Origin of the sequence: Pantoea sp. WMus005 (assembly GCF_013415305.1) — a bacterium.
GTDB lineage: Bacteria > Pseudomonadota > Gammaproteobacteria > Enterobacterales > Enterobacteriaceae > Pantoea > Pantoea rara.
In genome coordinates this window covers 70,599-85,867 of sequence record NZ_JACBXU010000006.1, presented here as the reverse complement: position 1 = coordinate 85,867, position 15,269 = coordinate 70,599, and the positions used below count along the sequence as shown (strand labels likewise).

The window sequence follows — 15,269 nt, the reverse complement described above, 5'->3', positions numbered from 1 at the left end:
GGCTTTTTACATTTCAGGATGCAGACTGCGCTCGCTGGGCAGACTGGTCAGCCGCAGGGCATGAGGCCCGATGTTGGGCTTACCCATCTCCATTTCACGTAATGCGCGCCACTGAAAGGTACTATCCATCTCCCAGAGATGCAGACGCTGGGTCGCAGATGACAGCGCGCACGACCAGACCAGCACAGGCTCCGCATCACAGACCACCTGAATATCAGGATAGAGTGACGATCGCAGCCGACCCGCTCCCGGCAACAGACGCAGCGAATCCAGTCCCTGATCAACCTGTCCCGTCAGCTTGAGAATGCTCTGGCGCAACGTCCAGATTTGCGTCACCGCTTCCATGGCATCCTGCTGGGCATTGATCCAGGCGATCTCGCCCGAGGTTAATCCCTGAATCAGCTGCTCCTGAGTCTGACGACTGCGCGCATGTACAATCTCCATATCCAGACCCGCACGTCCTCCCTCTTCGGCCAGCAGCACACCCACCGTATTGCCCGCATAGGCGATGCTGAAATCGGGCAGATCACTGTCAGCAAATGCGGGGCGTCCATTGCTCTGGATAACCAGACCCGGCAGCTCACTAATGCCATAAACCCGCAGCATCAGTTGCGCCAGCAGGGTACGTGCGGCAAGAAATCGCCCACGGCGTTTGTCAGCAAACTGCTGTGCCGTGTCGGTGATAGCCTGGGGAATGCGTAAATCATTAACCGGGAAGCCGGGATCGCCCGTCCAGCGTACAAAATGACCAGCCATCTGTCGCTCCGTGAAAATGGTCAGATAATCATCAGATGCATTGTAGGAATTTTCTTATCGGAATGCACCCGGCAACGCAAAGATTAGGTTAAATTCGGAATTAGATGAACGGAGTCGTGAGGGATGGCAAACCAGACACTCCGCCAAAATGACACCCTCAACCGCTTAACGGAATGATTGTCGCTGCCTGTCAGCACAGAACAACAGGAGGATAAGCCATGCTGCTGGACGAAATGGTGAAACGAGAGCGCAGCCTGCACGGTGTCAGACGCCGCCAACTGGCGTGGCTGGAGCAGATACTCCATCCTGACTTTTGTGAGATAACCCGTTCAGGGCAATTAGTCACTCGCGCGCAGACCATTGCGGCGCTGATAGAAGAAGAAACGCTGCCTGACATGCTCAGTAGTAACTTTCAGGTGGTGAGCACGGGCGAGATGAGTCTGATACTGCATTACCAGAGCTGTGATGCCGATGGCAGTCGGGCCGCACTGCGTGCGTCACACTGGCTACGCGAGGGTAAGAACTGGCAAATGGTGTTTCATCAGGGAACGCCTGCAACTGAACCGGATTTTATCCGTGAGCCTGATTATTCTCATTACTGACAACGAGCTGAGCTGTGACAATGCTGTCAGGCTGCTGTCGGGTCAGGATCGTGTTACTGCCGGACGTTTCGCCGCACACTTTTCCTTCCTGTCTGTTACTACGGAGAATGTGAATGAACAGCATCAACAGATTCAAAGAACATCGACTGGCCCGGGCGTGGTCACAGGAACAACTGGCAGAAATGGCGGGACTGAGCACCCGCACCGTGCAGCGGATTGAAAATGGCGAGCGGCCGGGGCTGGAAACCCTGAGTGCGCTGGCTGCCGTCTTTAAAGTGAACGTTGCTGATCTGACCGGTCCACAGAACGGGGAAGATCAGGCGCTGGATCAGCGGATTGTTGATGCGCGCAGCAGAATTGCCAGAGAAGCACGCCTTTACCGTTCACTGATTACTGCGGTGGTGGTTTGCGGACTGCTGTTTATTCTTAATCATGTGACTGCGCCGGATACTAACTGGTCGCTCTGGGTCGCGGCAATCTGGGGAGCACTGCTGATTGTCCGGGCAATGCGGACCTTTGTTTTTCGTGGGCTGACACAGCGCTGGCAGCAAAAGCGACTACAAAAAATGCTTCGCCGCTGAGCGGTTCGTATGGTGGCTATCTGCTAATAAGATAATCCGCGTCGCGAACCGAATCGCGACGCGGACAGCATCAGGCGAAGCGGCTCGCCTGCTCAAAGCTCAGGCGCGGCAGGCGCGGATGCAGTTTCGATGCCTCTCCATAGCCGAGGTTAATCAGCAGGTTAACCTGATACTGACCGTCGGGGAAAAAGGCGTCATTGACTTTGGCCGGATCAAAACCGGACATCGGACCGGCATCCAGACCCAGCGAGCGGGCCGCCAGAATCAGGTAGCCCGCCTGCAGGCTGCTGTTACGGAAAGCGGTCTCTTTTGCCGCTTCCGGGCTGCCCGTAAACCAGCTACGCGCATCCGCATGCGGGAACAGCGCGGGCAGCTGCTCATAGAACTCGCGGTCCCAGGCCACAATTACTGTGACCGGCGCGCTCATGGTTTTGTCCAGATTGCCGGAAGAGAGTGCCGGTTTCAGCTTCTCTTTGCCTTCCGCAGACGTGACGAAAACAAAACGCGCAGGCGAGCAGTTCGCCGAGGTCGGGCCCAGGGCCGTCAGGGCATAGAGCTGTTCCAGCAGAGCGTTATCGACGGGCTTCGCCTGCCAGTAACTGTGGGTACGGGCGTCATTAAATAGCGTGTCCAGTGCGGCAGTATCGAGCGGTGTACTCATGCAACTCTCCTGTTTCAGGCGAAAAGGTTCGCCCAATGGTGTTCACGTAGTGGGTTTGCGTCCGGTCAGACGCGGCGTGCTGAGGCGGGGGTATTCACCGCAATCCGTTGCCGCACGTCAGATCGGCGCTTCAACCGTTATACGACAATGCTGTGCCGCCGCAAAATAACATATCAGCAAGAATCATCGCGCAGACAGGAATCAGGAGAGACAGTGTGGCGGGAAATCAGGCCTGACAGCGCGTTGCCGTCAGGCCTGCACGGTTATTTACCGATACAGAAGCTGGAAAAGATACGACCCAGCAGATCGTCAGAGGTGAACTCGCCGGTGATCTCGCTTAACGCCTGCTGAGCGACACGCAGCTCTTCTGCCAGTAACTCACCGGCTCGGGCACCAAGCAGTTGCGCTTTACCCTGCTGCAGATGTGTGGCCGCTAACTCCAGCGCCTGCAGGTGACGACGACGAGCCAGAAAGCCGCCTTCCATGTTGCCCGCGAAACCCATGCTCTGCTTCAGGTGATCCCGCAGCTCATCGACGCCTTCGCTGGTTCGTGCCGACAGGCGAATCAGTGAGTGACCATTTACTTCTGACAGGCCGGGTGTTTCGCCAGTGACATCCGCCTTGTTGCGAACCACGGTAATCGGCAGTTCCGGCGGCAGACGGGAGACGAAATCGGGCCAGATAGCCGCCGCTTCGGTGGCATCGGTGGTGGTGCCGTCCACCATAAACAGTACGCAGTCGGCCTGTTCGATCTCCTGCCAGGCGCGCTCAATACCGATACGCTCCACTTCGTCGCTGGCTTCGCGCAGACCGGCGGTGTCGATGATATGCAGTGGCATACCATCGATATGAATATGCTCACGCAGTACGTCACGGGTGGTGCCTGCGATATCTGTGACGATGGCGGCATCACGGCCCGCCAGCGCATTCAGCAGGCTCGATTTGCCCGCATTAGGCCGGCCCGCAATCACCACTTTCATCCCTTCACGCAGCAGGCTGCCCTGACGCGCTTCGGCACGGACGGCATCCAGGTCCCCGATCACCGTATTCAGCTGCCCTTCGATTCTGCCGTCAGAGAGGAAATCGATCTCCTCATCCGGGAAGTCGATAGCGGCTTCGACATAGATCCGCAGGTGAGTGAGTGCTTCCACAAGATGATTGATGCGGGTGGAGAACGCGCCCTGCAATGAGTTAACCGCCGAACGCGCCGCCTGCTCAGAGCTGGCATCAATCAGGTCGGCAATCGCTTCGGCCTGCGCCAGATCGAGCTTGTCATTCAGAAACGCCCGCTCAGAAAACTCACCCGGCTGGGCGATACGCACGCCAGGCAGCGCCACGATGCGCTTCAGCAGCAGATCGAGGATCACCGGGCCGCCGTGGCCCTGCAGCTCCAGCACATCTTCGCCGGTAAAAGAGTTAGGACCGGGAAACCACAGCGCAATGCCCTGATCCAGCACGCTGCCGTCGCTATCGGTGAACGGCAGATAATCGGCGTAACGCGGCTTAGGCAGTTTACCCAGCAGCTGGCGGGCGACCTCTGCCGCCTTCGCGCCAGAGACGCGCAGAATGCCTACGCCGCCGCGTCCGGGTGGCGTTGCCTGGGCAACAATGGTATCGCTGTGGCTCATAAATTTTCTCTCGCTACAAAAAACACAGGCGGTCGCTTTGACCGCCTGAGAATAGACTATTTTAGGGCGGGATTACTCCCGCTTTAGATCGCTTACGCTTTCTTCTTGTCGCGGCTATGCAGACCACGTTTTTCCAGCCCGCGATAAATCAGCTGCTGCTGGAGAATGGTGACCAGGTTGCTGACGATGTAGTACAGCACCAGACCTGACGGGAACCACAGGAAGAACACGGTGAAAATCACCGGCATGTAAGTCATGATCTTCTGCTGCATCGGATCGGTCACGGTGGTCGGTGACATCTTCTGAATGAAGAACATGGTGATGCCCATCAGAATCGGCAGGATGTAGTACGGGTCCTGCGCTGACAGGTCATGGATCCACAGAACGAATGGCGCATGACGCAGTTCAACCGAGCCTGACAGCATATAGTAGAGCGCCAGGAAGATTGGCATCTGAATCACCAGCGGCAGACAGCCACCCAGCGGATTCACTTTCTCTGCTTTATACAGCGCCATCATTTCCTGGCTCTGCTTCTGCTTGTCATCACCCAGACGCTCACGCATCGCCTGAATCTTCGGCTGCAGCATGCGCATCTTAGCCATCGAGGTGTACTGCGCTTTGGTCAGCGGGTACATGATGCCGCGCACGATGAAGGTGATCACGATAATGGAGAAGCCCCAGTTACCGATGAAGCTGTGGATGAATTTTAACAGTTTGAACAGCGGCTGAGAGATAAACCACAACCAGCCATAATCCACGGTCAGGTCAAGGTGCGGCGCAATCGCTGCCATCTTGTCCTGAATTTCAGGGCCGACCCACAGCGTTGCACCCAGATTCTGCTGTGCGCCCGCGGCAATGGTGACCGGTGCAGATTTATAGCCAATCGCTGCTACGCCATTACCCAGGTTGCTGGTGTAAAGGGTGTTGGTGCCGTCGGTGCGTGGAACCCATGCCGTCGCAAAATACTGCTGCAGCATCGCAACCCAGCCATTACTGGTTGTCGCGTTCAGGTTCTCGTTATCCGCGATAGTATCGAATTTATACTTCTCATATTTCGACTCGCTGGTGGAGTAGGCCGCGCCACGGAAGGTGTGCAGAGCAAAGTTGTTGCTGCCGGTATCACGATGCTTAGGCAGATCAATTGTCTGCTTCAGCTGGCCAAACAGCGACACTTCCAGCGGCTGCTGGGTGGTGTTGTTGACATGATAATCGACATTAACGGCATATTCGCCACGCTTGAAGACGAAGGTTTTGGTGTAAACCACGCCATTTTCAGCGGTATAGGTCATCGGCACACGCAGTTCGGACTGGCCATCTGCCATCTCGAAGTGATCCTGGGCAGCGTTGAACAGCGGACGCGCGCCGTTGTTCGGGTTATCCGGGCCATTACGACCGGTTAAACCGCTCTGTGCCTGATAAAGGAACGCTGGGGTTGTTTCAAGCAGCTGGAACGGCTGACTGGAACCCAGTTTGTCCGGGAAAGTCAGCAGCTGTGCTTGTTCAACATCACCGCCTCGGGTGTTGATATTCAATGACAGGACATCAGTCTTAACGGTGATCGTCTGGCCCTGACCGCTGGCCGGTACACCCTGACTGGCGGTATCACCCGCTACGCTGTTAGTGCCTTGTGTGGTCTGCGTCTGCTGTGGCTGCGGAGCGTGGTCCGTCTGCCAGGCTTGCCAGATCATAAAGGTCACGAACAGAAAAGCGATGAGAAAGAGATTGCGTTGCGAATCCATCGTTAATGTTCTCTGGTATCAAAGGTTTTTGGCGGCACAGGATCGTCACCACCCGGGTTCAAAGGGTGGCATTTTAATACGCGTTTTAATGTCAACCAACTGCCTTTTATCAGGCCGAACCTGCGTAATGCCTCAATTCCGTAATGAGAGCAGGTCGGGTGAAACCGACAGTGTGGTCCCAGTAATGGACTAATACCGCGTTGATAGACGCGTATCAGGACGATCAGGAGCCGCGCGCCAGGCGACAGTGACGACGCCATAGTTTCTCCAACGCTTCCGCCAGCATACGGTTATCCAGATCGGCAACCCCCTTCTTCGCGACCACCACGAAGTCCATCGACGGCAGTTCATGTTGACGCAGACGAAAGCTTTCGCGGGTCAATCGCTTGATCCGGTTGCGTTCATGAGCGCGTTTCACATGTTTTTTAGCGACGGTGAGACCGATGCGGGGATGCCCCAGCGCGTTAAGGCGGCCGAGAATAGTAATTTGCGGCGTGCCAGCCCGTTGTGGCTGCTGGAAGACGAAAGTGAAATGAGTGGGAGTTAACAAACGTAACTCCCTGGGAAATGCGAGCTTACCCATCAGGGCTTGCTTTATTACTTAGAAACGGTCAGACGAGAACGGCCTTTAGCACGACGACGTGCCAGAACCTGACGACCATTTTTTGTTGCCATACGAGCACGGAAACCGTGTGAACGGTTGCGCTTCAGTACGGACGGTTGAAAAGTGCGTTTCATGGCGGTTTCTACCTAAACTTGAAAATTTTCACTGGATGACGCGTTTCGGGCCAATAAATCGACCTACGCCTCAATGTGTCTTTAATAAAGAGGCGGGATTGTAATAATTGTACAGTCCCGAGTCAATTTACTTCGCGTGTTGTAGTACCTGAAAACCCGCATACAGCCCGCTGAGTCCCGACGTTGCGCCTTACAGCATAATGTCGGGTGAAGGATTATACGGGCTCCGTTCCAAAGCGCAAGGATCGTACGGGATCTTATTGCGATCGGCTTGCCCAATCCTGGGGATAAAATGAGATGTCGCCCGAAAATTTCATGCATTGCGTCAGATCCCTGCTGGTTTTTCCCGCAACTGGCGTAAACTTCTTTGCGCGTCTCTGGCCTGTGGATAAAAAGGATCGAAACTGTGTAGAAAGGGAAGATCTCTGCCTCGCTTTGCGCTATGATCCGCCCTTCCGCTGACGATCCTCCGGTGATTGCAGGACGGAAAACCGCTGATAGCGGTCGCAGGCGCTTTCTTAGCGTCTGTGTCAAAAATGAACGTTTCTTAGAGTAACGCCTACTATTCTTTTCGAATTTGTACGAGTGGAGTCCGCCGTGTCACTTACGCTTTGGCAACAGTGTCTTGCCCGTTTGCAGGATGAGCTTCCTGCCACCGAATTCAGCATGTGGATTCGTCCACTGCAGGCTGAGTTAAACGACAATACGCTTGCCTTGTATGCTCCAAATCGCTTCGTACTCGACTGGGTTCGGGACAAATACCTTAATAGTATCAATGCGCTGCTGAATGAATTCTGCGGACCAAACGTGCCAGCACTGCGTTTTGAAGTGGGTACACGCCCGGTTCAGCAGCAGACGGCAGCGTTCAACCAGCCGGTCATGGCCAGCGTCAGCGCGCCCGTGATGCCTGTACAGAGTCACATCCGTCCGGCCCCGACGCAGATCATGCGTCCCAGCTGGGATAATGTCCCGGCACCGGCCGACGTCACTTATCGCTCGAATGTGAATAACCGTCATAACTTCGATAATTTCGTTGAGGGTAAATCCAACCAGCTGGCGCGCGCGGCGGCACGTCAGGTGGCGGATAATCCAGGCGGCGCTTATAACCCGCTGTTTCTGTATGGCGGCACCGGTCTCGGGAAAACGCACCTGCTGCACGCGGTAGGCAATGGCATCATTGCCCGTAAACCGAATGCAAAAGTGGTTTACATGCACTCTGAGCGCTTTGTTCAGGACATGGTTAAAGCGCTGCAGAACAATGCGATTGAAGAGTTCAAACGCTATTACCGTTCTGTCGATGCGCTGCTGATCGATGACATTCAGTTCTTTGCGAATAAAGAGCGATCGCAGGAAGAGTTCTTCCACACCTTTAATGCCTTATTAGAAGGCAATCAGCAGATCATCCTCACCTCGGATCGCTATCCAAAAGAGATCAACGGGGTGGAAGATCGTCTCAAATCACGCTTCGGCTGGGGTTTAACGGTAGCGATCGAGCCGCCTGAGCTGGAAACGCGAGTGGCGATCCTGATGAAAAAAGCGGATGAGAACGATATCCGTCTGCCGGGTGAAGTCGCCTTCTTTATTGCCAAGCGTTTACGCTCTAATGTGCGTGAGCTGGAAGGCGCGCTGAATCGCGTGATCGCCAACGCCAACTTTACCGGCCGGGCGATCACCATCGATTTCGTGCGCGAAGCGCTACGCGATCTGCTGGCGCTGCAGGAAAAGCTGGTCACCATCGATAATATTCAGAAGACCGTGGCTGAGTACTACAAGATTAAGGTAGCGGATCTGCTTTCCAAGCGCCGTTCGCGCTCAGTGGCACGTCCGCGCCAGATGGCGATGGCGATGGCGAAAGAGTTGACGAACCACAGCTTGCCAGAAATTGGCGATGCTTTTGGGGGTCGCGACCACACAACGGTGCTTCATGCCTGCCGCAAGATTGAGCAGTTGCGTGAAGAGAGCCACGATATCAAAGAAGATTTCTCTAATCTCATCAGAACATTATCTTCCTGACGCTATGAAATTTATTGTTGAACGTGAGCAGCTGCTGAAGCCGCTGCAACAAGTAAGTGGCCCCCTGGGTGGTCGTCCGACACTGCCGATCCTCGGAAACCTGCTGCTGCAGGTAACAGAAGGTTCGCTGTTGCTGACCGGTACCGATCTGGAAATGGAGATGGTCGCACGCGTGGCGCTGACTCAGCCACATGAGCCTGGCTCCACCACCGTTCCGGCGCGCAAATTCCTCGATATCTGTCGTGGATTGCCGGATGGCGCAGAAATCACGCTGGCGCTGGAAGGCGATCGCATGCTGGTTCGCTCTGGTCGCAGCCGTTTTTCGCTGTCGACCCTGCCCGCCAGTGACTTCCCGAATCTCGACGACTGGCAGAGTGAAGTTGAATTCACCCTGCCGCAGGCGACCCTGAAACGGCTGATCGAAGCGACCCAGTTCTCGATGGCGCATCAGGATGTGCGTTATTACCTCAACGGCATGATGTTTGAAACCGAAGGGGAAGAGCTGCGTACCGTCGCGACTGACGGTCACCGTCTGGCTGTCTGTTCGATGCCGATTGGTCAGGCGCTACCGAGTCACTCGGTGATCGTGCCGCGTAAAGGCGTCATTGAGCTGCTGCGTCTGCTGGATGGCGGTGATACGCCCCTGCAGGTCCGGATTGGCGGCAGCAATATTCGCGCGCACGTCGGCGACTACATCTTTACCTCCAAGCTGGTTGATGGCCGTTTCCCGGATTATCGCCGCGTATTGCCGAAGAATCCCGACAAAGCACTGGAAGCGGGCTGCGATCTGCTCAAACAGGCTTTTGCCCGTGCGGCGATCCTCTCTAACGAGAAGTTCCGTGGCGTTCGTCTCTATATCACCGAAAATCAGCTGAAAATCACCGCCAACAACCCTGAACAGGAAGAAGCGGAAGAGATGCTGGATGTCAGCTACAACGGCACGGAACTGGAAATTGGCTTCAACGTCAGTTATGTGCTGGATGTGCTGAACGCGCTGAAATGCGAAAACGTCCGCCTGCTGCTGACGGATTCAGTGTCGAGCGTACAGATCGAGGATGTGGCGAGTCCGGCAGCCGCTTACGTCGTCATGCCCATGCGCTTGTAGAAAATATCGGCCTGGCTTACTTGCCATTCTGATTCCGGGCAGTGCTCGCTCCTGGTCACATACTTCAGTATGCTCCCAGGTTCTGCGCGCTGGCCGGAACCAGACTGGCGGCGACGCCGACGGCCTGGTGACTGGGATGTCGGGCAAACCTGCTTTGCCGTCGACGCCCTGGATTGCTAAAGGCAAGTCCTGAGTTTTTACTATGTCATCCCGATCATTGCCCTTCACGCTGGATTGATTCATGGCTTTAACCCGCCTTCTTATCAAAGATTTTCGTAATATTGAGCAGGCTGACCTGCAACTGGCACCCGGCTTTAATTTCTTGGTGGGAGCCAACGGCAGTGGGAAAACCAGCGTTTTAGAGGCGATTCACACGCTGGGGCATGGCCGATCGTTTCGCAGCTTGCAGGCCGGGCGCGTAATCCGTCACGACGAGGCAGCGTTTGTGCTGCACGGACGTCTGGAAAACAAAGAGCGTGAAATTTCAGTCGGGCTGACCAAAAACCGGGCCGGTGACAGCAAAGTGCGCATTGATGGCAGCGATGGTCACAAGGTCGCGGAGCTGGCGCAGCTGCTGCCGATGCAGTTAATCACGCCGGAAGGTTTTAGTCTGCTGAATGGCGGTCCCAAATACCGTCGGGCCTATGTCGACTGGGGCTGTTTCCATAACACACCCGGCTTCTTTAATGCCTGGAACAACATGCGTCGCCTGCTTAAACAGCGGAACGCGGCGCTGCGCCAGGTCTCCCGCTACAGCCAGATTCGTCCCTGGGATCAGGAGCTGGTTCCGCTGGCGGAACAGATCAGCCAGTGGCGGGCGGAATACAGTGCGGCGATTTCCACCGAGATTACCGCCACCTGTGGCCAGTTTTTGCCGGAATTTGAGCTGCGCTTCTCCTTCCAGCGTGGCTGGGATAAAGAAAGCGACTACGCCGAACTGCTGGAACGTAACTTCGAGCGTGATCGCGCGCTGACCTATACCGCCAGCGGCCCCCATAAAGCCGATTTTCGTATTCGGGCTGAAGGGACGCCGGTAGAAGATTTACTCTCACGCGGGCAGTTAAAACTGCTGATGTGTGCATTGCGTCTGGCACAGGGCGAGTTCCTGACAAGCCAGAGCGGACGCCGCTGTATTTACCTCATTGATGACTTTGCTTCTGAGCTGGATGAGAGCCGACGACGCCTGCTGGCGGACCGGTTAAAAGCCACTCAGGCGCAGGTGTTTGTCAGCGCAATTTCTGCCGGACATGTAATCGACATGACTGACGAAAAGGGCAAGATGTTCCGCGTGGAACAGGGTAAAATAGCGGTTCAACCTGAAGATTAAAATGAGCGAGAAACGTTGATGTCGAATTCTTATGACTCCTCAAGTATTAAAGTCCTGAAAGGACTTGATGCGGTACGCAAACGCCCGGGCATGTATATCGGCGATACCGATGACGGTACCGGTCTGCATCACATGGTATTCGAGGTCGTGGATAACGCAATCGACGAAGCGCTCGCTGGTCACTGTAGTGACATTGTGGTCACCATCCACGCGGATAACTCCGTTTCGGTGCAGGATGATGGACGCGGCATTCCTACCGGTATTCACGAAGAAGAAGGCATCTCTGCCGCTGAAGTGATCATGACCGTACTGCATGCTGGCGGTAAGTTCGATGATAACTCCTATAAAGTCTCCGGCGGCCTGCACGGCGTAGGCGTCTCCGTGGTTAACGCCCTGTCACAGAAGCTGGAACTGACCATCCGTCGCGAAGGCAAAGTGCATCAGCAGGTTTATGTCCATGGCGTACCGCAGGCACCGCTGGCCGTGACCGGTGAGACCGACATCACGGGTACCCGCGTGCGTTTCTGGCCGAGCCACGAAACCTTTACCAATGTGCGCGATTTTGAGTATGAGATCCTGGCGAAGCGCCTGCGTGAACTCTCATTCCTGAACTCGGGTGTGTCGATTCGCCTGGATGATAAGCGTGATGGCAAAAGCGATCACTTCCACTACGAAGGTGGCATCCGGGCGTTTGTTGAGTACCTGAACAAAAATAAAACCCCGATTCACCCTACCGTATTCTATTTCTCTACCGAGAAAGATGGCATCGGTGTGGAAGTGGCACTGCAGTGGAACGACGGTTTCCAGGAAAATATCTACTGCTTTACCAACAACATCCCGCAGCGTGACGGCGGTACCCACCTGGCCGGTTTCCGTTCAGCGATGACCCGTACCCTGAATGCCTACATGGAAAAAGAGGGTTACAGCAAGAAGGCCAAAGTCAGCGCCACCGGTGATGATGCCCGTGAAGGCCTGATCGCCGTGGTCTCGGTGAAAGTGCCGGATCCTAAGTTCTCCTCACAGACCAAAGATAAGCTGGTCTCCTCCGAGGTGAAAACAGCGGTTGAGCAGCAGATGAATGAACTGCTGGCAGAATACCTGCTGGAAAATCCGTCAGATGCCAAAATCGTGGTCGGCAAAATCATTGACGCTGCCCGTGCCCGTGAAGCAGCACGCCGCGCCCGTGAAATGACCCGCCGTAAAGGCGCGCTGGACCTGGCTGGTCTGCCGGGCAAACTGGCGGATTGCCAGGAGCGCGACCCGGCGCTGTCTGAAATCTACCTGGTGGAGGGTGACTCCGCAGGCGGTTCGGCCAAACAGGGTCGTAACCGTAAGAACCAGGCGATTCTGCCGCTGAAAGGTAAGATTCTTAACGTTGAGAAAGCGCGTTTCGATAAGATGCTCGCCTCTCAGGAAGTGGCCACGCTGATCACCGCACTGGGTTGCGGCATTGGTCGCGATGAGTACAACCCGGACAAACTGCGCTATCACAGCATCATCATCATGACCGATGCCGACGTCGATGGTTCACACATCCGTACCCTGCTGCTGACCTTCTTCTATCGTCAGATGCCTGAAATCATTGAGCGCGGCCACGTTTATATTGCTCAGCCGCCACTCTACAAAGTGAAGAAAGGCAAGCAGGAGCAGTACATCAAAGATGACGAGGCGATGGATCAATACCAGATCGCTATCGCGCTTGATGGTGCAACGCTGCACACCAATGCCAGCGCCCCGGCGCTGGGCGGTGAGCCGCTGGAAACGCTGGTCTCTGACTTCAACAGCACTCAGAAGATGATCAAGCGTATGGAGCGCCGTTATCCGATGGCGATGCTGCGTGCGATGATTTATCACGACACGCTGAGCGATCTGAGCAACGAAGCGGAAGTCACCACCTGGCTGAACGGTCTGGTGAGCTATCTGACCGAACGTGAAGCGCACGGCAGCACCTATCTGGCACAGGTGCGTGAAAACCGCGAATCGAATCTGTTCGAGCCGGTGTTGCGCGTCCGTACCCACGGTGTGGATACCGACTATCCGCTGGAAGCTGATTTCATTCAGGGGCCTGAGTACCGCAAAATCTGCGCGCTGGGTAGTAAACTGCGTGGTCTGCTGGAAGAAGATGCTTACATCGAGCGTGGTGAGCGTCGTCAGCCAGTGGCAAGCTTTGAACAGGCCATCGAGTGGCTGGTTAAAGAGTCGCGTCGCGGCCTCTCCGTTCAGCGCTACAAAGGTCTGGGCGAGATGAACCCGGAACAGCTGTGGGAAACCACGATGGATCCTGACAGCCGTCGTATGCTGCGCGTCACCATTAAAGATGCGATTGGCGCTGACCAGTTGTTCACTACGCTGATGGGTGATGCGGTTGAACCGCGTCGCGCCTTCATCGAAGAGAATGCGCTGAAAGCCGCTAATATCGATATCTAACCGGCAGCGGACGTAACAGGCCATCACTCAGGTGATGGCCTTTTTTTTTGTGCGTTACGGGCGGAAACCCGGCGAGCCGCGCTTTCCTGCCCAAATGCTGGGATCGCGATCACGTTTTACCCCGGTCAGCTCCCTTACTCTTGCCTCTCTTTGCGTTATTCCGGCGCACTGTTTATTACAGGGAGTGTCACCATGATAGTTTGCGATCGTCTCGACTGGGACAGAGAACGTCACGCCTTTCATCCGGTAGTCGATCAGGCGATAAGCTGGATTGCCAGAACAGATTTCAGCCAGCTGGAAACCGGAAAAGTTGAGATACTGCCCGACAATATGATGTTCTGTCTGGTGCAGGAGATGATGACCGAACCAGCCAGCGCGCGTCGTGCGGAGTCTCATTTCAACTACATCGATATTCAGTATCTGCTGGCAGGCAGCGAAAATATTGGCGTGGCCCGGGCTCATCCCGATCAACACATCACCGAAGATTTCGCCCAGGAGCGCGACGTCGTTTTTTATCAGAAGATATTGAATGAGTCAGTGATTACGCTGATGCCGGGCATGTTCGCACTCTTTTTCCCGCACGATATTCATCGTCCCTGCTGCGCGCCAGGCGAACCGGCAACTATCCGAAAAGCTGTGATTAAAATCCACCGCGATCTCTTCACCGCCTGAACCTGCTGGCCAGCTGACCGTTATCGCCTGCCATGGAACTGGTCAATGTGCGCTGAATCGCGCTAGCATTGAATAAAACCCAGACGCTACGAGGACTCTATGGCTATTAAATTGATCGCTATCGACATGGATGGCACCCTGCTCAACCCGCAACATGAGATCACGCCGGGGGTGAAATCTGCCCTGGATCGCGCCCGCCAGAAGGGCGTGTCGATTGTGCTGACCACCGGTCGGCCCTTTGTGGGTATCCAGCGCTATCTGATGGAGCTGGATATGCAGGCGCCCGGTCAGTATGCGATCAGCAACAATGGTGCGCTGGTTCATCAGGCCGAAGATGGTGAGTGCGTGGCGGAAGTGACGCTGACCTTTGACGACTACCTCTACATTGAAAATCTGGCACGTGAGCTTGGCGTGCATTTCCAGGCGTTCGACAAATCCCATCTCTACACACCCAACAAAGATATCAGCGAATACACCATCCATGAGGCGAGCCTGACCGGTATTCCGGTGCGTTATCGCGCCGTGGAAGAGATGGATCGCGCCACGCGCTTCCCGAAACTGATGATGATCGACCGTCCGGATTTGCTCGACGCAGCAATTGCCCGTCTGCCCGAACATGCTCACCAGACTTACACCATTCTGAAGAGCGCGCCTTACTACCTGGAAATCCTCGATCGTCGGGTGAATAAAGGTCAGGGCGTCAAAATGCTGGCTGAGAAGCTCGGTCTGAAGCAGGAAGAGGTCATGGCAATTGGCGATCAGGAGAATGACCTGGCGATGATCGACTATGCCGGAACCGGCGTCGCAATGGGTAATGCCATTGATTCGGTTAAGAAAATCGCGCAATTCATCACCAAAACCAATATGGAAGATGGCGTCGCGCATGCCATCGAAGAGTTAGTGCTGTAATCGTCCTGTTCTCTGCCGGGCCGCTGCGGCCCGGATCCCCTGGCCCGGCAAAAAATCTGCACCGTAAAACAGAATCGCGTAATTTGTCGGGCAACTCTTTCTCCGCGGGTT

Annotated in this window: 15 protein-coding genes; 8 read left to right on the top strand and 7 right to left on the bottom strand. The window is 55.3% G+C overall.

Translation table 11 applies throughout. From position 1 onward, the window contains the following. Positions 1-6: 6 nt before the first annotated feature. Complete coding sequence (locus HZZ01_RS18680) at positions 7-756, bottom strand: 4'-phosphopantetheinyl transferase superfamily protein (RefSeq protein WP_179898952.1); 750 nt, start codon at positions 754-756, stop codon at positions 7-9. 218 nt (positions 757-974) lie between these two features. On the opposite strand from HZZ01_RS18680, the gene HZZ01_RS18675 reads away from it, so the two are divergent. Together HZZ01_RS18675 and HZZ01_RS18670 are read left to right on the top strand one after the other, a co-directional pair. Further along, positions 975-1,358, top strand: a complete 384-nt coding sequence (locus tag HZZ01_RS18675; protein WP_179898951.1) for a DUF4440 domain-containing protein — start codon at positions 975-977, stop codon at positions 1,356-1,358. A gap of 113 nt (positions 1,359-1,471) precedes the next feature. Continuing rightward, positions 1,472-1,939 carry a helix-turn-helix domain-containing protein gene (locus HZZ01_RS18670; RefSeq protein ID WP_179898950.1) on the top strand — a complete coding sequence of 156 codons (468 nt, stop codon included), beginning with the start codon at positions 1,472-1,474 and terminating at the stop codon, positions 1,937-1,939. 70 nt (positions 1,940-2,009) lie between these two features. Here the strand turns inward: HZZ01_RS18670 and HZZ01_RS18665 are convergent, their stop codons facing one another. The 6 genes from HZZ01_RS18665 to rpmH all read right to left on the bottom strand — a co-directional run bounded on the left by HZZ01_RS18665 (position 2,010) and on the right by rpmH (position 6,705). Continuing rightward, on the bottom strand, positions 2,010-2,600 hold the full coding sequence (locus HZZ01_RS18665) for a malonic semialdehyde reductase (protein ID WP_090966549.1): 591 nt from the start codon (positions 2,598-2,600) through the stop codon (positions 2,010-2,012). A gap of 263 nt (positions 2,601-2,863) precedes the next feature. Further along, positions 2,864-4,228, bottom strand: coding sequence for a tRNA uridine-5-carboxymethylaminomethyl(34) synthesis GTPase MnmE (gene mnmE / locus HZZ01_RS18660; RefSeq protein ID WP_179898949.1), 1,365 nt, complete (start codon positions 4,226-4,228; stop codon positions 2,864-2,866). Positions 4,229-4,320: 92 nt separating this feature from the next. Beyond that, the gene (gene yidC, locus HZZ01_RS18655) at positions 4,321-5,967 is read right to left on the bottom strand and encodes a membrane protein insertase YidC (protein ID WP_179898948.1); all 1,647 of its coding nucleotides are present in this window, start codon (positions 5,965-5,967) and stop codon (positions 4,321-4,323) included. Positions 5,968-5,969: 2 nt separating this feature from the next. Beyond that, positions 5,970-6,227, bottom strand: a complete 258-nt coding sequence (gene yidD, locus HZZ01_RS18650; RefSeq protein ID WP_008926397.1) for a membrane protein insertion efficiency factor YidD — start codon at positions 6,225-6,227, stop codon at positions 5,970-5,972. Beyond that, a complete protein-coding gene (gene rnpA, locus HZZ01_RS18645) occupies positions 6,191-6,550 on the bottom strand; it encodes a ribonuclease P protein component (RefSeq protein ID WP_008926396.1) in 360 nt (119 codons plus the stop codon). Before rnpA ends, yidD begins: the two co-directional genes overlap by 37 nt. 14 nt (positions 6,551-6,564) lie before the next feature. Next, positions 6,565-6,705 carry a 50S ribosomal protein L34 gene (rpmH, locus tag HZZ01_RS18640; protein WP_003849659.1) on the bottom strand — a complete coding sequence of 47 codons (141 nt, stop codon included), beginning with the start codon at positions 6,703-6,705 and terminating at the stop codon, positions 6,565-6,567. A 597-nt stretch (positions 6,706-7,302) separates the two neighbouring features. On the opposite strand from rpmH, the gene dnaA reads away from it, so the two are divergent. The 6 genes from dnaA to yidA all read left to right on the top strand — a co-directional run bounded on the left by dnaA (position 7,303) and on the right by yidA (position 15,158). Then, positions 7,303-8,718 (top strand): chromosomal replication initiator protein DnaA, encoded by a 1,416-nt coding sequence (dnaA, locus tag HZZ01_RS18635; RefSeq protein ID WP_179898947.1) that lies wholly within the window; start codon positions 7,303-7,305, stop codon positions 8,716-8,718. A 4-nt stretch (positions 8,719-8,722) separates the two neighbouring features. Next, positions 8,723-9,823 (top strand): DNA polymerase III subunit beta, encoded by a 1,101-nt coding sequence (gene dnaN, locus HZZ01_RS18630; protein ID WP_090966562.1) that lies wholly within the window; start codon positions 8,723-8,725, stop codon positions 9,821-9,823. A gap of 241 nt (positions 9,824-10,064) precedes the next feature. Continuing rightward, on the top strand, positions 10,065-11,150 hold the full coding sequence (recF, locus tag HZZ01_RS18625; protein ID WP_179898946.1) for a DNA replication/repair protein RecF: 1,086 nt from the start codon (positions 10,065-10,067) through the stop codon (positions 11,148-11,150). Between the two features lie 18 nt (positions 11,151-11,168). Then, on the top strand, positions 11,169-13,577 hold the full coding sequence (gene gyrB / locus HZZ01_RS18620; protein ID WP_179898945.1) for a DNA topoisomerase (ATP-hydrolyzing) subunit B: 2,409 nt from the start codon (positions 11,169-11,171) through the stop codon (positions 13,575-13,577). Between the two features lie 192 nt (positions 13,578-13,769). Continuing rightward, a complete protein-coding gene (locus HZZ01_RS18615; RefSeq protein WP_179898944.1) occupies positions 13,770-14,249 on the top strand; it encodes a YhcH/YjgK/YiaL family protein in 480 nt (159 codons plus the stop codon). A 99-nt stretch (positions 14,250-14,348) separates the two neighbouring features. Beyond that, positions 14,349-15,158 carry a sugar-phosphatase gene (yidA, locus tag HZZ01_RS18610; RefSeq protein ID WP_090966570.1) on the top strand — a complete coding sequence of 270 codons (810 nt, stop codon included), beginning with the start codon at positions 14,349-14,351 and terminating at the stop codon, positions 15,156-15,158. Positions 15,159-15,269 lie beyond the last annotated feature (111 nt).